Annotated in this window: 18 protein-coding genes; 6 read left to right on the top strand and 12 right to left on the bottom strand. The window is 32.7% G+C overall.

The features are described from left to right. The first annotated feature begins 170 nt into the window (after positions 1 to 170). Positions 171 to 821, top strand: a complete 651-nt coding sequence (locus GC105_RS00975) for a flavodoxin family protein (RefSeq protein ID WP_152800770.1) — start codon at positions 171 to 173, stop codon at positions 819 to 821. A 176-nt stretch (positions 822 to 997) separates the two neighbouring features. Here GC105_RS00975 and GC105_RS00970 read toward each other — a convergent pair whose 3' ends face one another. Beyond that, positions 998 to 1534, bottom strand: a complete 537-nt coding sequence (locus GC105_RS00970; protein WP_343029912.1) for a DUF2284 domain-containing protein — start codon at positions 1532 to 1534, stop codon at positions 998 to 1000. 378 nt (positions 1535 to 1912) lie between these two features. Here GC105_RS00970 and GC105_RS00965 point away from each other — a divergent pair, with 378 nt between their 5' ends. Further along, positions 1913 to 3088, top strand: coding sequence for an MFS transporter (locus tag GC105_RS00965; RefSeq protein ID WP_193708222.1), 1176 nt, complete (start codon positions 1913 to 1915; stop codon positions 3086 to 3088). Between the two features lie 205 nt (positions 3089 to 3293). Here the strand turns inward: GC105_RS00965 and GC105_RS00960 are convergent, their stop codons facing one another. Continuing rightward, the gene (locus GC105_RS00960; protein ID WP_152800764.1) at positions 3294 to 3890 is read right to left on the bottom strand and encodes an MSMEG_1061 family FMN-dependent PPOX-type flavoprotein; all 597 of its coding nucleotides are present in this window, start codon (positions 3888 to 3890) and stop codon (positions 3294 to 3296) included. Positions 3891 to 4251: 361 nt separating this feature from the next. Here GC105_RS00960 and rsxC point away from each other — a divergent pair, with 361 nt between their 5' ends. The 3 genes from rsxC to GC105_RS00945 all read left to right on the top strand — a co-directional run bounded on the left by rsxC (position 4252) and on the right by GC105_RS00945 (position 7789). After that, a complete protein-coding gene (gene rsxC, locus GC105_RS00955; RefSeq protein WP_152800762.1) occupies positions 4252 to 6216 on the top strand; it encodes an electron transport complex subunit RsxC in 1965 nt (654 codons plus the stop codon). A 1-nt stretch (position 6217) separates the two neighbouring features. Next, positions 6218 to 6832: a methylenetetrahydrofolate reductase C-terminal domain-containing protein gene (locus tag GC105_RS00950; protein ID WP_152800760.1), complete on the top strand. Its 615-nt coding sequence runs from the start codon at positions 6218 to 6220 to the stop codon at positions 6830 to 6832. Positions 6833 to 6907: 75 nt separating this feature from the next. Beyond that, the gene (locus GC105_RS00945) at positions 6908 to 7789 is read left to right on the top strand and encodes a methylenetetrahydrofolate reductase (protein WP_152800758.1); all 882 of its coding nucleotides are present in this window, start codon (positions 6908 to 6910) and stop codon (positions 7787 to 7789) included. 120 nt (positions 7790 to 7909) lie between these two features. Here the strand turns inward: GC105_RS00945 and GC105_RS17400 are convergent, their stop codons facing one another. After that, positions 7910 to 8041 carry a hypothetical protein gene (locus GC105_RS17400; protein WP_281350048.1) on the bottom strand — a complete coding sequence of 44 codons (132 nt, stop codon included), beginning with the start codon at positions 8039 to 8041 and terminating at the stop codon, positions 7910 to 7912. 12 nt (positions 8042 to 8053) lie between these two features. Continuing rightward, a complete protein-coding gene (locus tag GC105_RS00940; protein ID WP_152800756.1) occupies positions 8054 to 9217 on the bottom strand; it encodes a uroporphyrinogen decarboxylase family protein in 1164 nt (387 codons plus the stop codon). A 657-nt stretch (positions 9218 to 9874) separates the two neighbouring features. Between GC105_RS00940 and GC105_RS00935 the strand changes: the two genes are divergently transcribed. Further along, positions 9875 to 10552 (top strand): TetR/AcrR family transcriptional regulator, encoded by a 678-nt coding sequence (locus tag GC105_RS00935; protein ID WP_152800754.1) that lies wholly within the window; start codon positions 9875 to 9877, stop codon positions 10550 to 10552. 360 nt (positions 10553 to 10912) lie between these two features. On the opposite strand, the gene GC105_RS00925 is transcribed toward GC105_RS00935, so the two are convergent. The 8 genes from GC105_RS00925 to GC105_RS00890 all read right to left on the bottom strand — a co-directional run bounded on the left by GC105_RS00925 (position 10913) and on the right by GC105_RS00890 (position 19939). Then, positions 10913 to 11839, bottom strand: a complete 927-nt coding sequence (locus GC105_RS00925; RefSeq protein WP_152800752.1) for a ketopantoate reductase family protein — start codon at positions 11837 to 11839, stop codon at positions 10913 to 10915. 516 nt (positions 11840 to 12355) lie between these two features. Then, positions 12356 to 14494, bottom strand: coding sequence for a serine racemase VanT catalytic subunit (vanT, locus tag GC105_RS00920; RefSeq protein ID WP_343029917.1), 2139 nt, complete (start codon positions 14492 to 14494; stop codon positions 12356 to 12358). Continuing rightward, positions 14491 to 15249: a M15 family metallopeptidase gene (locus GC105_RS00915; RefSeq protein WP_152800748.1), complete on the bottom strand. Its 759-nt coding sequence runs from the start codon at positions 15247 to 15249 to the stop codon at positions 14491 to 14493. Before GC105_RS00915 ends, vanT begins: the two co-directional genes overlap by 4 nt. Continuing rightward, on the bottom strand, positions 15249 to 16298 hold the full coding sequence (gene vanG, locus GC105_RS00910; RefSeq protein WP_152800746.1) for a D-alanine--D-serine ligase VanG: 1050 nt from the start codon (positions 16296 to 16298) through the stop codon (positions 15249 to 15251). Before vanG ends, GC105_RS00915 begins: the two co-directional genes overlap by 1 nt. Before the next feature lie 648 nt (positions 16299 to 16946). After that, positions 16947 to 17369, bottom strand: coding sequence for an N-acetyltransferase (locus GC105_RS00905; protein WP_152800744.1), 423 nt, complete (start codon positions 17367 to 17369; stop codon positions 16947 to 16949). Between the two features lie 116 nt (positions 17370 to 17485). Continuing rightward, a complete protein-coding gene (locus GC105_RS00900; protein ID WP_193708221.1) occupies positions 17486 to 17662 on the bottom strand; it encodes a hypothetical protein in 177 nt (58 codons plus the stop codon). Positions 17663 to 18725: 1063 nt separating this feature from the next. Next, the gene (locus tag GC105_RS00895; RefSeq protein WP_152800740.1) at positions 18726 to 19328 is read right to left on the bottom strand and encodes an ABC-2 transporter permease; all 603 of its coding nucleotides are present in this window, start codon (positions 19326 to 19328) and stop codon (positions 18726 to 18728) included. Then, entirely contained in the window at positions 19328 to 19939 is a 612-nt protein-coding gene (locus GC105_RS00890; protein WP_152800738.1) for an ABC-2 transporter permease, read from the bottom strand. The genes GC105_RS00895 and GC105_RS00890 overlap by 1 nt, the downstream gene beginning before the upstream one ends. Between the last annotated feature and the right edge of the window lie 13 nt (positions 19940 to 19952).

Below are 19952 nucleotides of genomic sequence, written 5' to 3'. Positions count from 1 at the left end.
AGATAAGTGAAACTTGGCGATATTTGAAGCGACTGAAAGGAACTAGAAGCCCACAACCTATGACGGGAGTCTTAGTGCCTGTTAATGTGGGATAAATTAATATATATATATTAATTTACAATAGATTTTGATATACTTATTTAAACCATAAAAAAAGTAGGAGTGATTTTATGAAAGTTGTTGCTTACAATGCAAGTCCAAGAAAAGATTGGAATACTGCAAATCTTTTACAAAGTGCCTTAAGAGGTGCTGCCTCAATAGGTGCAGATACTGAACTCATCCATTTATATGATTTAAAATATAAGGGATGTACTAGTTGTTTTGCGTGTAAATTAAAAGATGGAAAAAGTTATGGAAAATGTGCCATGACAGACGACCTCACTCCATTACTAGAAAGTTTTACTAATGCTGATGCAGTTGTTATTGGTTCACCTATATACTTTGGAGATGTAACAGGTATGCTTAGATGCCTATTAGAAAGATTATGGTTTCCTTATTTAGTATACACTAAAGAAGATAATCGTACTCTTTTTTCAAAAAAACTAAACACTCTTTTTGTCTATACTATGAATATGCCAGAAGAAGCCGTAAAAATAACAAAATTCGATGAATCATTATCTTCAAATGAAAGATTATGTAATATGATATTTGGTGGAAACAGCCAATCTTACTTAAGTACAGAAACACTACAATTTAGTGACTATTCAAAATATGTTTCAGATATGTTTAAAGTTGAACAACGAATGAAACGTCATCAAGAAGTATTTCCAGTTGATCTAGAGAATGTATATAATTTAGGGATTCAATTGCTAGACAAATAAAAGATAGTAAGGAACAAAGGTGAAGGTCATTAAAGATCCTTATACTATTTATTAAGAACAAACTCGGTTTCAAAAGGGAAACAGCGTTTGTTCTTACATTAGTTGAATACACTACACAGCTCTAATCGAATATGAAATAGTGAATTCTAACAAAATATGTAAGTATTCCACTAATATCAAAAAAATATCATACTAAAATATGTTACTGTGTTAGGTCCATTATTATACTTAATATTGCAAACTTGTGCTTGCTGCATTACTAAGATTCCATAGCTTTCAGTTGCTGGATACATACTATTAGGGAATCTACATGGGTTATTTGGATATGTACAAACTTTACATACTGAACATCCTTCGGTAGATAATATTAAGCAGTTGTTATAATAGGATCGAAAAATCTTGGCAACATCATCTGTTAATTTTTCATGCTCTCTTCGAGCATCTATCCATCCTTGAATATCATAACTGTTTTTTACTACCGTTGCAGTAGTAAACATAAAAGCGTGCTCGTAATGCAAACATTGTTCCTTACATCTTTGAATACTATCTACTGCAGGAGGACAAGCCCATGAAGTACCATACATCCCGCATCCATTTTTCTCACAAATCATCCGTACTTCATCAGAAAATATTACATCCTTAGACTTAAAGAAAACATATTCATTAATAGGAAGTTGTGTTAACTCTTTGTTAAGCTTTGAAGTATTTATCACACTACATCTCCTTTCCATATATAAAATTTTTTTATATTATTATACAATATTCTATACATAATGTATTCATTGTACAATTAAACATTTCTTTATTAAATCATTAACATTAACCTACCTCCTATTGCTAATAGTTAACAATATGAGGTAGGTTTTATAATCAATATAAAGAGAATAATCATTTATACACGTACTATATAAGTTTAGTACTGTACTATATTAGAACTATCTTGTATTATTATAAGTAGATTTATATTTGTTTAAAATAGTCTGCCTTAACTAGTAGTTTAGATTTTTCTTATGTGCACCTATATTTGGACACCTGTGTTCATATATGTTTTAATTAACAATAGTCATTATATTAGATTTTGGAGTGATTTGATGGATAAGAAAAAAATTAAAATAGCTATTTTTGCATTTTCTTCTGTATTAATGGCATCTATGACAGCTTCTGCAATTCTAGCAGATATCTCAGTGCATTTTCCAGAGGTTGATAAATCGATTATACAAATGGTTTTAACAATTCCTGCGCTTTTAGGAATGATTTTTGCACTAGTATCAGGTCCTTTATCTACTAAGATATCAAAAAAAACTTTGGTTCTTAGTGCACTTTACTGCTCTTTCATAGGAGGTTCTATAGCATTTTTTATGGGTACTATCAGTATCTATATACTTCTTTTTTCAAGTGTTTTAATAGGTATCGGTCAAGGGATTAACGCGACAATGTCCATGGCGTTGATTGCAGATTATTTCAAAGATGATGAGTGTAGTTCGTTAATGGGTTTACAATCTGCCTTTGTAAATGGTGGAAGTATGGTTATATTATTACTAGCAGGTATACTAGCAGGTATAAATTGGAACTTCTCTTATGCTGTTTATTTGTTGTATATACCCGTTATATTTATTGTCGTTAAAAACCTATCCAATGATCCTCCAATTCATCCTATAGAGGATAATCATATTCCTAAGGGTAAACTCAACTTAAGTGTTTATTTTATGTGTTTCATTTTTTTCTGCTTTAGCACATTAATATACGTACTACCAACAAATATATCTCTTTTTATAAGTAATAACGGGCTAGGAGATGCTACTTCAAGTGGTTTAGCAAACTCTCTTATGTCTGGTGTCGGTGCTCTAACAGGTTTTGGATATGGTTATTTAAAAAGAGTTCTTAAAAACTTTGTTATTCCAAGCGCTTTTATTGTAGGAGCCCTAGGAATGTTACCGCTTTTCATTATTGGGAATCTACCCTCAGTATTCTTTGCAACTGCATGCGCTGGGTTCGGACTATCTCTTATGTTTCCGAGTATTATGTTTATAGTTTCTTCCTCTGTTGCTCCATCTATGAGTGCCACAGCTATAGCTATGGCAGGTGCATCTTCTAGTTTTGGAATGTTTGTTTCCCCATTGATAATCAATTCCTTAGCTAATCAGTTTGGAAATGGTGGCGAAATTATAAAATTCCTTATAGCAATTATCGGACTATTCGCTCTATCAGTTATTGTTCTTATTGGTACTCATATTATTGCAAAAGATAAATTGAGGTTAATAGAGTAATTACTTTGTATTTGTAAATGTATACAAAAATCTATGCTCTATACAATAGGAACAAGTAATATCAATTACTTGAATTTCACCTTAGCAATCTACGAAATGTGTCTTAGTGGATACAAAATTATATTGTATTTAATTCTTCTAACATACTAATTTGAGTTTCTATTAAAAAAGTATATCTAATCGTATACTTTTTTTCTATTTTGTATTATTCATCCAATTCCACACCGTTGATCTTCAAATGACTATGAAACATGTCCATTATGGATGGTAGATTCTCTGGGTTTTGCCAAGTCTCTGAGCTCCAGATTTTCGACTCTTTTAATGCCCTTGGACAGTGGACAAAGCATTCTTCCACATCCACACCTATGCCGAGAAATGGAGATTTGCCTTTCAAACTCATGTCATTTAATATTTCTTTATCTTTAATAATCGTTCCCCGTCCATTAATACGCAGTACTCCTTCTAAACCTGGGATAATAAATATTAGACCAACATATTGATTAGATAAGATATTTATCATAGAATCTAATCGCCTGTTACCAGAACGATCAGGAATAACTAGCTGTTGTTTATTTAGAATCTTAACTAAATTTTGTGAATCGCCACGTGGTGAAACAATACATTTCCCTTCTGAATTAGATGTAGATAGAAACAAAAGAGGCGACATAGATATAAATCTTTTGCAGTGATCATCTATAAAAGAAATGCTCTTTTTTATTATTAACTCATGAGGAACCCCTACAATTTCTCTAAGTTCCTCTACTGATGTAATTGCTTCCTTTGAAAAATTATATATCTCCATTAAATTGCTCCCCCATGTTCAGTATTATAATATAATCAAATATTATCTCCTTAATTATAAATGATGAAATGATTATTTTACAACTAAAAAAGTCTTTTGACTTATAACATAGATTATCTACCATTTTTTTGTTTTTCTCCCTCTCAAATAAAGCAGAAAGATTCCCCATTTCTAAGTATTCTTTATCTTAATGATAAAATAAAAACAAACTTTATGGAAATTAACAGAGTATTATGATAAAATTTAATGAGGTTTATTGCAATCATAAGTTTCAATATGTTTTTTTGTGTACTCGATTACATAGGTTCCAAAAATAAATATTTAGATTTTTGTTGCACTAAGTTAAAGGGGGGAATTGGAATTGGTTGATTATACCAAATTTAAGTTAAAAAGAAAGGAAGAGTTGGCCCCATTTCTTGAGGATAAGGACAACCTGTTTGTTGTTGCTTGTAACAAATGTTTCAAGGAATTTGAAATTGGTGACGAACCTGAATGCAGCCATTTTGAGGAAATCGCCAGTGAACAGGGTAAAACTCTCGTTGGTAGAGCAAAAATCGATTTTTTGTGTAACACAACAACAACATCGAAAATGCTTCAGTCTTTATTGCCAGCAGAAGCGAAAGATGTGTTTGTCATTTCCTGCGGCTTAGGTATTCAAACAGTTGCAGATTTAATGGATAATCCAGTTTACGCTGCCAGCGATTCGATTGCCTATAGGGGGCATCACGGAATGGCATTAACAACGACTCGTTGTGATGCATGCGGTCAATGTTATTTAAACCTTACAGGTGGTATCTGTCCGATTATTGACTGTTCGAAAAGTTTGGTCAATGGACAGTGTGGTGGCGCAAAAAACGGTAAATGTGAAGTAGACAAAGATATGGATTGCGGATGGCAACAAATCTATCAAAGAATGGAAAAGCAAGGGCGGATAGAAAATCTTTTAGACCTATCTATGCAAATTCGCGATTATTCAAAAGTAAACTTCAAGTTCATTAACGAATATGTCAAATCAGTCCGTGAGGAGCGATTTGATGGCTACTATGGAGGAATTCATCCCTCAGAGCATAAAGAGTTCAGCGAACATCTGTCTCTAGTGCATTTCCCAGATCCTCTTACTGTCGTGATTTCACTATCTCAGCACGCAGGTGCGCCAGCAGACCCAATTGTGGAAGTTGGTCAACAAGTAAAGGTCGGTCAAAAAATCGGTGAAGCAAAAGGCTTTATCAGTAGTCCAATACATGCCAGTATCAGCGGTACAGTAGTAGCAGTTGAACCACGCTTACATCCTGTTTCTGGCACTGATGTCTTATCTATCGTCATTCAATCTGACGGAAAAAACACTGTGCACGAATCCGTCCAACCAGCCGGAGACTTAGAAAGCCTTACCCCGGAAGAAATTATCGACATTGTCCGTGAAAAAGGAATCGTTGGAATGGGAGGCGCTGGATTTCCAACCTCTGTTAAACTCAAAGCACCAAAACCAATCGAAACTATTCTGCTCAACGGCTGTGAATGTGAGCCACTACTTACAGCGGACCATCGAGTCATGGTAGAATATGCGGATGATGTAATCTTTGGCTTGAAAGCACTACTCAAAGCATCAGGGGCAGAAAAAGGTATTATTGCCATTGAAGACAATAAACCTGATGCCATAGAATTATTACAATCAAAGACATCAGATTTAGCCAATATCGATGTGGTGGTTGCAAAAACAAAGTACCCGCAAGGTGCGGAAAAGATGCTGATAAGACGGGTTTTGGGACGAGAAGTACCGCGAGGAGGTTTGCCACTTGACGTAGGTGCAGTAGTAAGTAATATCAGTACCGTCAAAGCCGTGTCCGATGCGATCAAAACAGGTATGCCACTAATTGAGCGTGTTGTAACAATAACTGGTGAAAGAATGAACAAGCCTGGTAATTACATCGTGAAAATTGGAACCCCTGTTAAAGAAATTATCGACTATTGCGGTGGTGTGAGTGGTGATGATGTCACTATTAAAATGGGTGGGCCTATGATGGGCTTCGAACTTGGAAACCTATATGTGCCGGTAATAAAAGGCACCAATGGAATCATTGCTGTGGAGACGATTGAAACAGAACCGGCATCATGCATCAAGTGCGGTCGTTGTACCGACGTTTGTCCAATGGAACTTCAACCGTTGTATTATCCAAAATACGCAGAAGCAGAGGATTGGGAAGGCATGAAAGTGAAAAATATAATGGATTGTATGGAATGTAGATGCTGCGTAAGCATTTGTTCATCAAAAATTCCGATTATAGATTATATAAAAGTCGGAAAAAAAGCCATAAGGGAGGGTAAATGATATGTTGATTACCCAACTAAAATCAAAAGATGCGATTGCTCCCCTTGTAAAAGGGAAAACCATTATCATAAACTGTCATGGATGCAAAGAAGTTTATTTCCCTGAACATGAAGCTATTGAAATGCAAAATGAACTGTCGTCCAACGGGAACGTGTCCGCAGTAATTACAAGAGATTACATATGCAATCCAGATAATCTGAGCTTGCAACTTAAAAAATACTTGGATAAGATCAAGGAAGCTGACACGGTACTGGTATTTTCTTGCGGTGTTGGAGTACAAACCGTCGCAAAATATTTAGAAGATATAGAAGTGTATTCTGCTTGTGATACTTATCCTTTACCAGGATTTCAGGGAGTCACTCCGCTAGAATTCGATTGCGGTCAGTGCGGAGAATGTTACTTAAATTACACAGGTGGAGTCTGTCCAATTACCGCATGCTCAAAAAGCTTAATTAATGGACAATGCGGTGGCTCAAAAAATGGTAAATGTGAAGTCGACAAAGATATGGATTGCGGATGGGAACGAATATACATAAAACTTGAGAAGCTGAAAAAGCTGGATACATTAAAATATCCCACGAAAATTCGCAATTATGGAAATCCTTATGTAGAATAGCCGTTATAACTTAGTAATGGCGACTATATTTCTATGTATTAGATAAAACTTTTTTATAAGAAGGAGCGATTAAAAATGAAAATTACCGAGTTATTTCAACGTGGTGAGTTTCCAATCACTGCAGAAGTAGGTCCCCCAAAAGGGTTTCATATTGAGCATTTAATGGATGAAGTGAACACCTACTTAAAAGATAATGTTACCGCCGTTAATGTGACAGATAACCAGTCATCTGTCATGCGCCTCGGTTCCTTGGCAACATGCAAAGCTTTTAAAGATGAAGGTTTAACCCCCATATTTCAATTAACTTGCAGGGATCGAAACCGTATTGCCTTACAGTCAGATATTTTGAGTGCTGCACTTTTCGGCATTGAAAATTTGTTACTTTTAACTGGTGACCACACCACACTTGGCGACAATCCACAATCAAAACCTGTTTTCGATTTGGATTCCGTATCGTTAATCCATATGGTTAAAACACTTGAACAAGGATTTGATTTAGCTGGAAATCCCCTCGATGGAGAACCTCCTAAATTTGCCAAGGGAGCTGTTGTATCAGCCTGCAGTGATTCAGTCGATGTCCAGTTAGCAAAAATGGAAGCAAAAGTAAAAGCGGGAGCAGAATATTTTCAAACTCAGGCAGTTTATGAACCTGAAAAATTTATGAGGTTTATGGAAAAAGCCAAACAGTTTGGAGTGCCAGTAATGCTTGGAATCGTAATTCCAAAAAACGCAGGTATGGCAAGGTTTATGAACGACAATGTTGCCGGCATAACTGTTCCACAAGATATGATTGACGAATTGAAAAAAGACAAAGAAAAAACCAAGGCTGGTATTACTGGCGTTGAGATATCTGCACGTATAATTAGAGAATGTAAGGAGTACTGTCAAGGTGTACATATTATGGCATTAGGCTGGGAATCTAAGGTTCCTGACATTCTTAAACTTGCCCAAATATAAAGTAATTTTGTTCAGAATTTTTGCATAGTAACAGGCTAAGAGTGAAATAAGCACATGAAAAGACGTGTATAATTAACACGTCATTTTATGTGCTTTCTTTTTATATAATATATACCACGATTACGAAGCAAGTATAATAAATTTAATAAATGTCATAAAACCATTTCTAACATTCTCATCAGGTGGTAAGAAATCAAACTCTTCAGCTTGAAGTTTTTCGAGTAAATCTAATATTGTTCTATTATCTTCCATAATCTAATCCCCCTATTTATATACGGCATAATTATGAACATACTCGTTCACTGCTATTAAATTTTCAACATTCACATCACCTTTTGATAAGAATTCCCTGCTTGACGCAAAGATATAGCCTCCACCAGGAGCACATTCATCCACTACTTTTTTTGCATAATCTACACATCGATCCTTACTTCCTAATTTTAGAAGTTCCATAGGCATACCACCAACAATTGTTATATTGTCACCAACTTTTTTCTTTGCTTCGAAAACGTCATCACCTTCAATTATTCCAAGTGCAAAGTTTTTAGGGAGGCTATTTAACCAATCATACTTATCTTCCCATCTTCCTTCCAAAAACATAATAATCTTACCGCCACTTTGATAAATTCTTTTAAGCATTTTATCGTAGGTGGGTAAAAAGAACTTCTCAAACTGCTTTGCACTAATAAAAGTGGGCAAATGAAACATAGTCGCATAGAATGGGAATGGCTCTACTTTTGTATTCTCTGGCAAACCCATTAGATCAAATGAATATTCTTCAAGAGCGCTAATTCCTGCTAATAATTGTTCAGGATTTCTTCTTAAATCCATGGATATTCCTTTAAAACCTCTTAAATAATCAAAAACCATATCCATAGCTGGATAAGCAAAACTACCTGTAATAACAGGTAAACCATGCTTCACTTTCAATTCATTTAGTAATCTTCCTTGAACTCCGCTCTTCACTTTCCAGTGTTCTAGCAATTCTTTAATTGCTTTATAATTTTCGTCTGGAGTCTTATTTAAATTTGCAGCCTTTCGTGGTAACATCTTATTAAATATAAATTCCATTGGATTGCTAATTAACTCAGGATAATCAGACACTTCCATAGGTGTAATTTCTTTATGTTGTACAGTCTGTCCATCTTCTGAAATAAAATGACTTTTACTACCTATGATCTCAGCACTTCTTGCATCAAAAGCCATTCCATTTGTATACGTTGCATCGGAATAAATATCTTCGTGAGGTTTGCTAAATACTTCAATCTCCTTCTCAGGATTATCAGCTATTTCTTGCACAGTGCTATTTGCATAAGAAATAGCCCATGTCCCATAGGTTGACAAAATTGGCACACGATCCGGTTGCTCATGATTAACGGTAGTTACAATACGTTTTACTCTTTCTTGATACAATTGCTCTTTTGACATAACATCACCATCCTTTTATAATTAGTTATCATCTTTGTCCAGTAACCGTGGTCACTTAATGTTATACTATAACTTGTATATTGTTTTGTCAATACAAATTTATAAAGTTGTATAAAATTACTCTTTATTGTCCGCACCAGCAGATTGGCTCGCAGAATTAATTTATTTTTCTGTACTTGCACAAGAAAAAGAAAGGAATTCTATGAGCAAGTGCCAACGACTGAGACCGCAAAGCGGTCGAAGCAATCTACGGAGGACAAAGTAGATTCTACGTACGACCACCCAATATATGATATAATATCCGCACCAGCAGATTGGTTCGCAGAAGTCATATGATTTTTCGTGCTTGCACGAGAAAAACAGATGACTTCTATGAACAAGTGCCAACGACTGAGACTGCAGAGCAGTTGAGGTGAAATCTGCAGCAGATTGGCTCGCAATAAGGAAGCGAGAAACGAGAAGCTGGATGCAGGATTGGGGTTTTTGTCTCACTTCTCACTTCTTACTTCTCACTTCTCAAGGGAGCAAGTGCCAACGACCGAGACCCCAAAGGGGTTGAGGATAATCTGCGCTGGATAAAGTAGTCAATAAGTACTGCTACTTATATGATATAATATATCAGAAACGATTTTATATAATATTGAAAGGACAATCCTTATGCCTACTAGTGTTCTCTCTACAAAAGAAAAAATAATGAATAACAGCATATACCTTTTCTATAACGAAGGGTTTAATAATACTACAATACGTAAAATTGCAAAATACTCATCAATTACCCATGGTGCAATATTTAAACACTTCAAAAGCAAAAATCATTTAGGAATTGTACTACTTGATAACTATTTAGAAAATGTATATAAATTGGCACAAACTTATTTTAATGAAAAAGTACCACTTAAAATAAAATCTGAATATTTTACCTTGCTTTATTTTTCGATACACTTTAAACTACTCAGCAATGATAAGAAATTTGCACAGTTTTACTGTGACTTATTTTCAAGTGCAAAAGAAGACTTTATTAATGCTTTAATAAACAGGAGCATTCCCATATGGGAATTAACTGAGAGTCCCTTGAAAAAAACTAATCATGCTATATGGCAACTAAGTGCTCTAACAATAGCAAACAATGATATTAGCGTAGTTGACTTTCTTATTAAAGATAAAATTAAGTTTGATGATGCCATTACTTTTGTTTTTTCTACATACCTAAATATTTTTTATCCAGAAAATAAGTTGACAATAAAAATGAAGAACGAATTTATAACTCAGTATATCAAACCCATGGACTTATCCTATATTGACATATATAGAGATTTCTTAATTATACAAACATAATATTTTGAGTAATAAAAAGCAGCTCTAATCCTTTATTTAATAAGGCTCTAGAGCTGCATTTATGATATCTTCTTAAAACTATTTAAGCTCCCTCAACCATATCACGCTTTTTATAACCTATGTAGCCTAATATCATCAAAGCGATACTAATCACAGTAATCGCAATAAATATTTGTCCATTGAATTTGTCAATTGGCATTCTAGGAATCCAACTTTGAATAGCTGTTTTTGAAAACCATTCTGGTAAATCTAGGATACCACCAAAGTAATTTAATGCAAATGAATAACCAAATAAGCGTAAATAGCTTTGCCTAGTTTGGGCGCCTAGCTTCCAAGATTAACAGGGCATCAAGTGTTCGGTTAAATGTTATTCTTATCTAGTAACAACAACAAAGAATATAATGCTTTTAAGTTAGGGACAGACAAATCTAAATCACGTGCTATTTTTACAGCATTTCCCAAAATAACTTCCACCTCTAAAGGTCTATTATTTTCATAGTCTAAAAGCATACTTGTTTTATAAGGTTTCATATTAAGTGTATCTTCAATATTTTTTTGAATAAGTGTTTCTGGTAAATTGTAACCTGATTTATTTGCTATTTCCAACACTTCTTTCATTACATTAATGACTAAATTTTTTGCTTCACTATTCTCTAAAATCGTCTTTGTATCAACTCCTCCGCCTATTACCGATATAGGATTAAAAGGTGCATTCCAGATCATTTTTTTCCATCTTGAATTGACGATATTATCATCTACTGTACAATCAACCTCACTTTTAATAAACAAACTTTGTAGATACTTGACCTTTGGAGATAAACCATTTGGATAATTACCTATTATTAACCGTCCATAATCTTGGTGATATATTTCACCTAGGGAAGTTCTTGAAACACAAATAAATGCTAAACCACTTATTATTTCATTGTTGGGAAAAGCCTCACGCACTGGTTTTTCAATATCAATGCCATTTTGAATTAATACTATTGCTGTATTCTTTCCTACTTTTGGTTCTATTATTTTTTGTATATCAATACCAGGCAAAACCTTAGTTGTCACAAGTATATAATCAGGTATTGAAGAATAATCTTCAATTTTATTAATTACTTCATAAGGCATAAAGTGAAAATCTCCCATAACACTTTTTACAGATATTCCTGATTTTTTTATATGATTATAGTCAGATCTACATAAAGTAGATACTTGAGCACCTGCACAATCTAACTTCCCACCATAAAAGCTTCCAATAGCACCTGTTCCCACAATTAAAACTTTAGTATTATCCATATCTTCACCATCCTAGTTTATCTATCAGTATATTCGTTCATGATAGAGTCATAATTGACTTAATTATACTTTATCATAAATATATTATAATTTAAATTGCATGAGAATAGAATTACAATAGTTTTAAGCAATACTGTTCTACTCTCTTTCATTCTTTTCTTCATAATGTTATATAAATGATATTTTTCAAATCAAAAAGAGTTGTCTAATAATCAGACAGCTCTTTTTGACAGTATGCCACAAACATAATTCCCAACTACCCAACATTTTCTAATTCGGAAGTTTATCACCGTAGGAGGAAATGGGGTAAGTTTATCAAACTAAAACATAATTACTGATCTTAAGAAAGTTATTCAATTTAAGAAAGAAAAAAAATTAATAAGTATAAGAATCTTCGGACTAAAAACGGTTCAATGCTTGGTAATCTAGATACTTTCATCTTATCTGACATAAATTATGACAATACAAAAATAAGAACCTTAAATTCTGAATGTGACTTTCAAAACCTCTTCACGATTAATAATTAACAAGTTTCAATCTACGTCCCATTCTGGATAGTAATTCATTTGTGATACTTTCAGAACTTTCAGCAAGCTCTGTGGCAAATATTTCATCTTGTCCGTCTTTTCCGATAATAGTAGCAATATCGTCTATATGAATATTAGGGATATCTGTTACATCTACGGTAAGCTGATCCATACAAATTCGCCCTACAATAGGTGCGCGGTAGCCGTGGATAAGAACACTACCCTTACCACATGAAAGGTTTCTAGGTAGTCCATCTGCGTAACCTATAGGTAATACGGCTATCAGGCTATCTCTATTTGCAATAAATTTTCTATCATATCCAACGCTTTCACCCTCTGAAATATCTCTGATAAGTACTATCTTTGATTTTAATGATAATACAGGGCGTAAACCAATCTGCAATTTTGTTTTATCTTTACCGGAGCTCAATACTCCATATAATGCAATGCCCATTCTTACGAAATTACATTTAAGCTCAGGATAATTCAAAAGGCCGTAGCTGCTTTGGATATGTATTTTGGGCAGCTTAATTCCTTGTTTTGAAAGAGTGTCAAGCAAATCAAAAAATCCAGAGACCTGTGCATTTGTAAACTCAACATCCGCTATATCAAGACTCTGTGAAACGCATAAATGAGTGTATATTCCGCAAATTTGCAGATATTTAGCCTTAAAAACTTTCTCAAATTTTACAGTGTCGTATTGATTAAATCCAAGGCGATGCATCCCCGTATCAATTTTTATATGTACTTTAATACTGTAACCCTGTTCGTTTAAAATAACAGCATAATCATAATCAATCAATGTTTGTATGAGGTCGTACTTATGAAGATCTTTTGCCCTTATTGGACTTGTATATCCCATAATCAATATTTCTCCTTTAATACCACCTTGCCTTAGTTCTAAACCCTCATCAATTGTTGCAACCGCAAATGCATTTACCCCTATTCTATTTAAATATTTTGATACTGATAGCCCACCGTGACCATAGCCTTCCGCCTTTACAACCGCCATCATCTCACAATCCGTAGGCATAGCCGTTTGCAATACACTTGCGTTATGCTTCAAATTATCTAAATTCACCTCAATCCACGACCTATCAGTATCAAATACTCCACTTTGTTTCGATTTTACTCTTATACGTGCTATCAATGCAACGAGAATAAACGATACAATAACAGAAGATACTCCAACAACAAGAAAATGCACAAAACTATTATCAATCAATAAGGCTTGCAGACCCACTACTTTTGATAAACCACGAACAACAATTATCATCATAGGGTGAATAATAAAAGTTATCAAAGCTGACACCCTCAACTTTGGTTTTCTGCATCCACGTATGTTCGTAAGAGCGGTAAATATGAAAAACATTAATGGGATAAGCATAATATACATACTGTCGTGCCTCTGGAGGCCCCAATTTTGTAAAATCAAACCCTCTATCAGCATAAGGGAAAATGTAACCGTTAATCCAATTATATTGTTTTTCAAAGAAAGATGCCATTTCTTACTTGAGATAATACCGCCAAGTACAAAAAATATAGGCGCGAAAAAAATACCGTTTCGTGTATAATCAAAAAGCTCAAACAGATTGGTATATAGGCTGTTCAAGAACGGAATTTGTTCGGAAAAGCCAAAATAGCTATCACCTAATAATCCAATAAAATACAAGAAAGCAGCAACTATAAATGTCCACTTTATGCCTATATTTTTAACCAGCAACCACGTAATAGATGCACCAATAATAGCAGCAGAAAAATACCACAAATGATAGAAAGTTCCGTCAAACACCATATCTCTGAAAATATTTGGCAGTAGATTGTCTACAGCGAAATATCCATTATATATATTTACAGGAATATAGAGTGCGACAGAAACACCATAAATAAGGGCTATTCGTTTAATAAAATTCTTAAGTTTATCATTATTATAATTGTACCCCGAAAATAAGAAAAAGCCTGATGTCATAAAGAAAAAAGGAACTGCAATACGAGCAATAATACGTGTAAGAATAAAATCAGCAGTATAGGTGTAATTTGCCAATGGTGATGTATGAATTGCTATGATTAATACTGCCGCGATTATTCTAAAATAATCTATTCCTGAATATTCTTCATTATTCATTATTCATTCCTCCATATGGTTATAATAAAGCCGTCAACATTATTACCCGAAACTTGATAAAAGCAATGTTCTGGCATATTGAGTAATATTTGGTCACACAATTGTATTGGCGCATAAAATACATGTATTGTCGCTTTTCCTCCAATTATTTCTAAAGGCTTCCCACCATAGGGATATTGTCTAATGAAATCAATATATTCTTCAAGTGAAAGACCTCTATTGATTATAATTTCCGAATGAGGATAACCTACAAAACGAAAATGCCATGGCTCGTGAGCAATGCCTGTAATATCTTCTTTACCACTTTGATAGCGTTCTACAAAACCGTATTTGGGGGCTGTTTTGCGAAACATCTCGCAGATGCCATCATAAGGAAAATCAGGACAGATAAAATCAATTACACCCTTTTTAAAACTCAAATCAACTGCATAGCCTGTTTGATGTTCACTGCATTGTGGAAGCGCAACATACTTTTCTGTATATTCTTGTCCATTCTCTTTGAGAGAATCAACGTATATTTGTTCCTGTTCTTCTTTTGAACGGTATCCACTTACAGGCACTATTTCATCTGTGCAATTAATATTACTCAAAATATTGGACAAAGCAGTTACTGCATCTGGTTCCATAAATATACTTGAGTGATTTACATTGGCTGGAATAAGTTTTACTTTACGCTGGGATACAAGTGGGTATCTTTCATTTACAAGAACTAAATTTCCAGTATAAACATCATTTCTATTTAGTGTTAGGGTTGTCATTATACTTCACACAGTTCGATAAGCCTGTCTATAATATCTACAAAAGACAAATCTATACCTTTCATCATATTTGGGTAACGGCTGTGAGAGGTAAATCCAGGGATTGTATTTACCTCGTTAAAAACAATGTCTTTACTTGGTGTTAAGAACATATCGACCCTTGCAAAACCGGAACAACCGAGAACCTTGTAAATTGTGCAAGCGGTTTCTTGTAACTTTTTTTCGGTATTTACGTCTATTCTTGCAGGCATATGAATTTTGGAACTAATTAATGAGTATTTTTCTGTATAATCAAAGAAACCATCTGTCAGTTCAATCTCATCAATTCTACCTACTACTAAATCTTTGTTTCCCAATACAGCACAGCCAACCTCAAAACCATCAATGTTCTCTTCAATAATTACCTCACTATCGTGTTTAAAAGCAACTGCACATGCCTTAGGCAAATCATCTTGATTATAAATTTTTGATATTCCAAATGAGGATCCTGCCCGAAGAGGTTTTACGAACAATGGATATTTCAATTTCTGGGTTATGTTTAACAGCATATCTTTATCTATAGGTTGTTGAATAACTATCGCCTGTGGAACAGAAATTCCTACATTATTCACAATGGTGTGTGCTCGGTCTTTGTCCATACAGAGAGCAGAGCTAAGTGTATTGCATCCAATTAGAGGTATACCTGCTAACTCAAACAAACCCTGAACTGTACCATCTTCACCGTTTTTGCCGTGTAATACTGGAAAAGCAGCATCAAGTTTTATAAATTTATTTCCATTTAAATTGAGTTCAATAAGTCCTCTGTTACTTCGATTTTGCGAAACTACAACTGAGGTTAGATTTTTCCCATCTTCAAACCATGTATCATTTTGTATATTCTCATAAGCACCAAAATATCGAAACCAATCACCGCTTTTACTAATCCCAAGTGGGATTATGTCGTATTTATCTTTGTTCAAGTTAATCAGTACAGAGTAAGCCGATTGTAGAGATACATTATATTCCGTAGAATGTCCTCCAAATATAACTGCAAGTTTTTTCTTGTCCATTTCTTATTCTCCTTTTTTCACTTTCTGTATAGCACTGACCTTTCAACTATGTTGAAAAGATTTTAATTGCTTCAGTTTAATAAGCTTACCAAGATAATTTTACTTCTTTATGAAAAAATTCTTACAATTTTCCTAAAAAGCACGAATTTTCAATTTAAAAGCAAAATTTATCCACTCTATTTGCTAAATAGTATCTCTATACAATTTGACAATTTTTTTGTATAGTAAAGTCAAGACCAGCCCACGCTTACATATATTGTTTTAAATCTAGTGTTTTGGGATATATAATAGCTTATTCAATTACTAATATATAAAAAAATCGTATTATCAATTTAAAGAATTGGGGGATTAATATGAATTACTACTTAGAACAATATTGTGACCAATTTCATAAACTTCTTTTTGATTTTGACAAATATAAGGCATTAAATTATTCCATAAATCTTTTATCTTAAGGCAAGGTAAGTGTACAGGAGCTAAAATAAACTTTCTAGTTTGTGAAAGCAAAATAACCTGAAACCATTTTTTGTATGGTATTCAGGTTGTTTTAATTACTTAAATAGTATTAGATTTTAATTCGAGCTCTTAACATCAGTTACACCCATATCATTATTTAGAGGAGCTATAACTCCCCCATCCTTTTTCAGTTCATTTTTCCCAATACATCACATACTCAATTTCCTTAGTGTTTTCATCAATTTGCTCTTTTGTGATAACAAAATCTTCTTTTAGATAGAATTGAACTGCATTGTCGTTATTTTTATAAACTTGCAATGATATTGACGAATAAATTTCTTTCACATGATGAAGTAAAGTTTTACCTATACCTTTAGATTGACTCTCTATATCAACAAAAATGCCTGCAATATGATTCCCTATCAGACCTACAAATCCTCTAATTATTTTATTATCTACATAGGTAAATATCGTTGCATTTGGCAACATCTCTTTTACTAATTCATAATTTCCTTGCCAATAATTTTTTTCAATAAAATCATGGGCCTTAATATTTGATTCCAGCCAAATATTCATAACATCTGTTAAATCATCCATTTCAAATTTCCTAATCATATTTACCTCTACTTTTCTACTAATTTTATGAAGATGCAGCTACAGTAGTTGATACAGTGAGCAATGATAATTCGCACTATTTGCTAAAGTTATTTTCATTCATTGATTAATCCTTTTCATTCATCAACCTTTACAAATTTGTCAATAATAATGTTCCCAATTGTAAATAAAGGTACTGATATTATCATATACTTCCAAAAACCTAATTCGAATTGATTTTCAAGCTTAAAAGTTAAGGTAAATACAATTATACTCCAAACAAATAGTAATCTACCTTTTATCTTCTTTGTCATATACTTACCCCTTCCATTTCCTTGAATTTGTAGTTTCTCTATCATAGCTTTCACTTATAAAGCGTAAACCATCGTATAAACAAATGAGTATATTACACCACAGATAAAATTACTAGATCTGTGGTGTAGTATTAGTATTAGTATTATTAATTGATTAGTTTGTAATTTATCTATTTCTGAAATAATTCAATATTAATGGAATTGCATTAAGAAATATGATGTAAATAAATACTAAAGTTATGTAAATCCAAACTAAAAGTGTAATTGGTTCTTTCCATCCTATTAAATTGTTTCTTTCGACTACTTGAGTTAGTATCAGTATTCCAATACCAAATCCTAATAATATTACCATAACCGTTTGTCGGATTTGTTTAAATTTTTTATTCATTCAAATACCTCGTTTTTTTATTATATTATTAAAAATGAGAAATGAACTATAGTAATCCCACATGACCTCAGGAGCTGTTAGAACTCACTAGCTTTAGTAATCCTCCCAAAACTAAATCCCTCTATGGTCAATATTTTAGCAAAAATCCTAAGGAATTCATAGGGATAATAAGAAAAATAAAAATAAAAGTAGACTGAAATAATAGAAATATTATTTGAATATACATCTTGAGTAAAAATAATTTAACGACCGCTTAAACCCAAATAACAACCACTTACGTCAAATGGCACAAATCCACTTTACCTTTAGTATACTAAAGGAAATATAATATGAAAAGAAAAAAAATAGTTCCTAGTCTCTAGCGCAATGTCTCATTTGTGAATGCTATCGATAATACTTTGTTGATTAAGCAACATACCAAACATCAGATGGTGGTCGTGGTTCGTTTATTCTAGTATAAGAACATAGGAGGATATACAATGAAACTATTTCATTTTTTGTATTGATAACAACTATACTTATCGTTGTGACCAGCCTTGATTTAAATAAGTGGTTACATTATGTTATTACAGGACCGATAATCAGCTTAACTGTGTATATTGGACACCAAATATTTGAGAATAAAAAGATAGACAATTAGAATATGTGTTCCTTCTAAGTATTTATAATATTATATTATTTAGCTGAATTTATCATTATCTTATAATTCCAAATTCTATGTAATTTGATTGATATAATATAAGATACAATGACAATAAAGACCGTTAACAATGTCAATAAATATCCTGGTATAAGCAATACTTTATTTACAAGTAAAAGTATAAAGTTTGTGGAAATCATTTTATAACCAAACCCTACCATTATAATCATTGCAATGACAATATAATCTCTCTGTCGTGTACTCAATATAAAGCAAGCTGGTAAATAAATGGATATAAGAATAATTGTCCACTCAAAAGCAATCATTTTGAAATTCATTTTCTGTGTAAATAATAAGTTACTTGAGAATATGATTATGTTTCCAATAAATAATAATAAAAACGTGAATACAAATTTTAAATACACATAAAATCTCTGTTTTATGGGTAATACCTCATAAAATATATGTAGACGATTCTTTTTATCAGAATAAAATGAAATATTTATAGCATTAACAACCATAAAAAAGCAAAGAACATATGTAAGAGGCTCATTGTTGAGTGGCATTAATAGTAAAAATAAGAACATAAGAATATTGTATTTTGTTATTCGTATTTCACGTAATAATAATGTACTCATTACAATTCTCTCTTTCTATAAAAATATACAGACAATAAAATTGATAAAAATGTTAATATTATAAATATTACAATACTATAACTTATACTATCCGTTAATATATATATTCCCCTTTGTATATTGTCCTTTAGAGTACTGTCCCCTTTTAAGAATTGACCAAATAACATAATTCCAATAAATATAGAAAAATAAACTGGTCTTGTCATATTCATAGCGTAGATTGAACCTTTTTTAAAATAGAGAATTAAATAAAAGTACTCGAATAAAGCAATAAATAATAGAATTATATATTCATAATTATTGGATATGAGATTGAAATAATGCTTTGCAATTTGAATAATGATCAGTGCAGTAATGATAAGCATGCTAAAAAATATATGTTTTTCTATAACTACCAATTTTCTTTTATTTGGTACAATTGAATAAAACCTATGCATATTAAAATCATCATCGTATTTACATGAATAATTAGTAATTCTAATGCTCACTATACTAAAAATAAAAAATGAATATAGTGGTTCAAAAAAAGGCGATATGACACAAATACCGATTACATATAAGAATAAAATTTTTTTTTGCCTATTTAGATCATTTAACAATATTTTAATCATGTGAACCTCTCCT

Origin of the sequence: Alkalibaculum sporogenes (assembly GCF_009362815.1) — a bacterium.
Classification (GTDB): Bacteria; Bacillota; Clostridia; order Eubacteriales; family Alkalibacteraceae; genus Alkalibaculum_A; species Alkalibaculum_A sporogenes.
This window is presented reverse-complemented; position numbering and strand designations above follow the sequence as displayed.

What these genes read in the sequence shown, in the direction of transcription:
- GC105_RS00975 (WP_152800770.1), top strand. Translation starts at nt 171, where the DNA reads ATGAAAGTTGTTGCTTACAATGCAAGTCCAAGAAAAGATTGGAATACT.
- GC105_RS00965 (WP_193708222.1), top strand. Translation starts at nt 1,913, where the DNA reads ATGGATAAGAAAAAAATTAAAATAGCTATTTTTGCATTTTCTTCTGTA.
- GC105_RS00960 (WP_152800764.1), bottom strand. Translation starts at nt 3,890, where the DNA reads ATGGAGATATATAATTTTTCAAAGGAAGCAATTACATCAGTAGAGGAA.
- GC105_RS00950 (WP_152800760.1), top strand. Translation starts at nt 6,218, where the DNA reads ATGTTGATTACCCAACTAAAATCAAAAGATGCGATTGCTCCCCTTGTA.
- GC105_RS00945 (WP_152800758.1), top strand. Translation starts at nt 6,908, where the DNA reads ATGAAAATTACCGAGTTATTTCAACGTGGTGAGTTTCCAATCACTGCA.
- GC105_RS17400 (WP_281350048.1), bottom strand. Translation starts at nt 8,041, where the DNA reads ATGGAAGATAATAGAACAATATTAGATTTACTCGAAAAACTTCAAGCT.
- GC105_RS00940 (WP_152800756.1), bottom strand. Translation starts at nt 9,217, where the DNA reads ATGTCAAAAGAGCAATTGTATCAAGAAAGAGTAAAACGTATTGTAACT.
- GC105_RS00935 (WP_152800754.1), top strand. Translation starts at nt 9,875, where the DNA reads ATGCCTACTAGTGTTCTCTCTACAAAAGAAAAAATAATGAATAACAGC.
- GC105_RS00925 (WP_152800752.1), bottom strand. Translation starts at nt 11,839, where the DNA reads ATGGATAATACTAAAGTTTTAATTGTGGGAACAGGTGCTATTGGAAGC.
- GC105_RS00915 (WP_152800748.1), bottom strand. Translation starts at nt 15,249, where the DNA reads ATGACAACCCTAACACTAAATAGAAATGATGTTTATACTGGAAATTTA.
- vanG (WP_152800746.1), bottom strand. Translation starts at nt 16,298, where the DNA reads ATGGACAAGAAAAAACTTGCAGTTATATTTGGAGGACATTCTACGGAA.
- GC105_RS00905 (WP_152800744.1), bottom strand. Translation starts at nt 17,369, where the DNA reads ATGATTAGGAAATTTGAAATGGATGATTTAACAGATGTTATGAATATT.
- GC105_RS00900 (WP_193708221.1), bottom strand. Translation starts at nt 17,662, where the DNA reads ATGACAAAGAAGATAAAAGGTAGATTACTATTTGTTTGGAGTATAATT.
- GC105_RS00895 (WP_152800740.1), bottom strand. Translation starts at nt 19,328, where the DNA reads ATGAGTACATTATTATTACGTGAAATACGAATAACAAAATACAATATT.
- GC105_RS00890 (WP_152800738.1), bottom strand. Translation starts at nt 19,939, where the DNA reads ATGATTAAAATATTGTTAAATGATCTAAATAGGCAAAAAAAAATTTTA.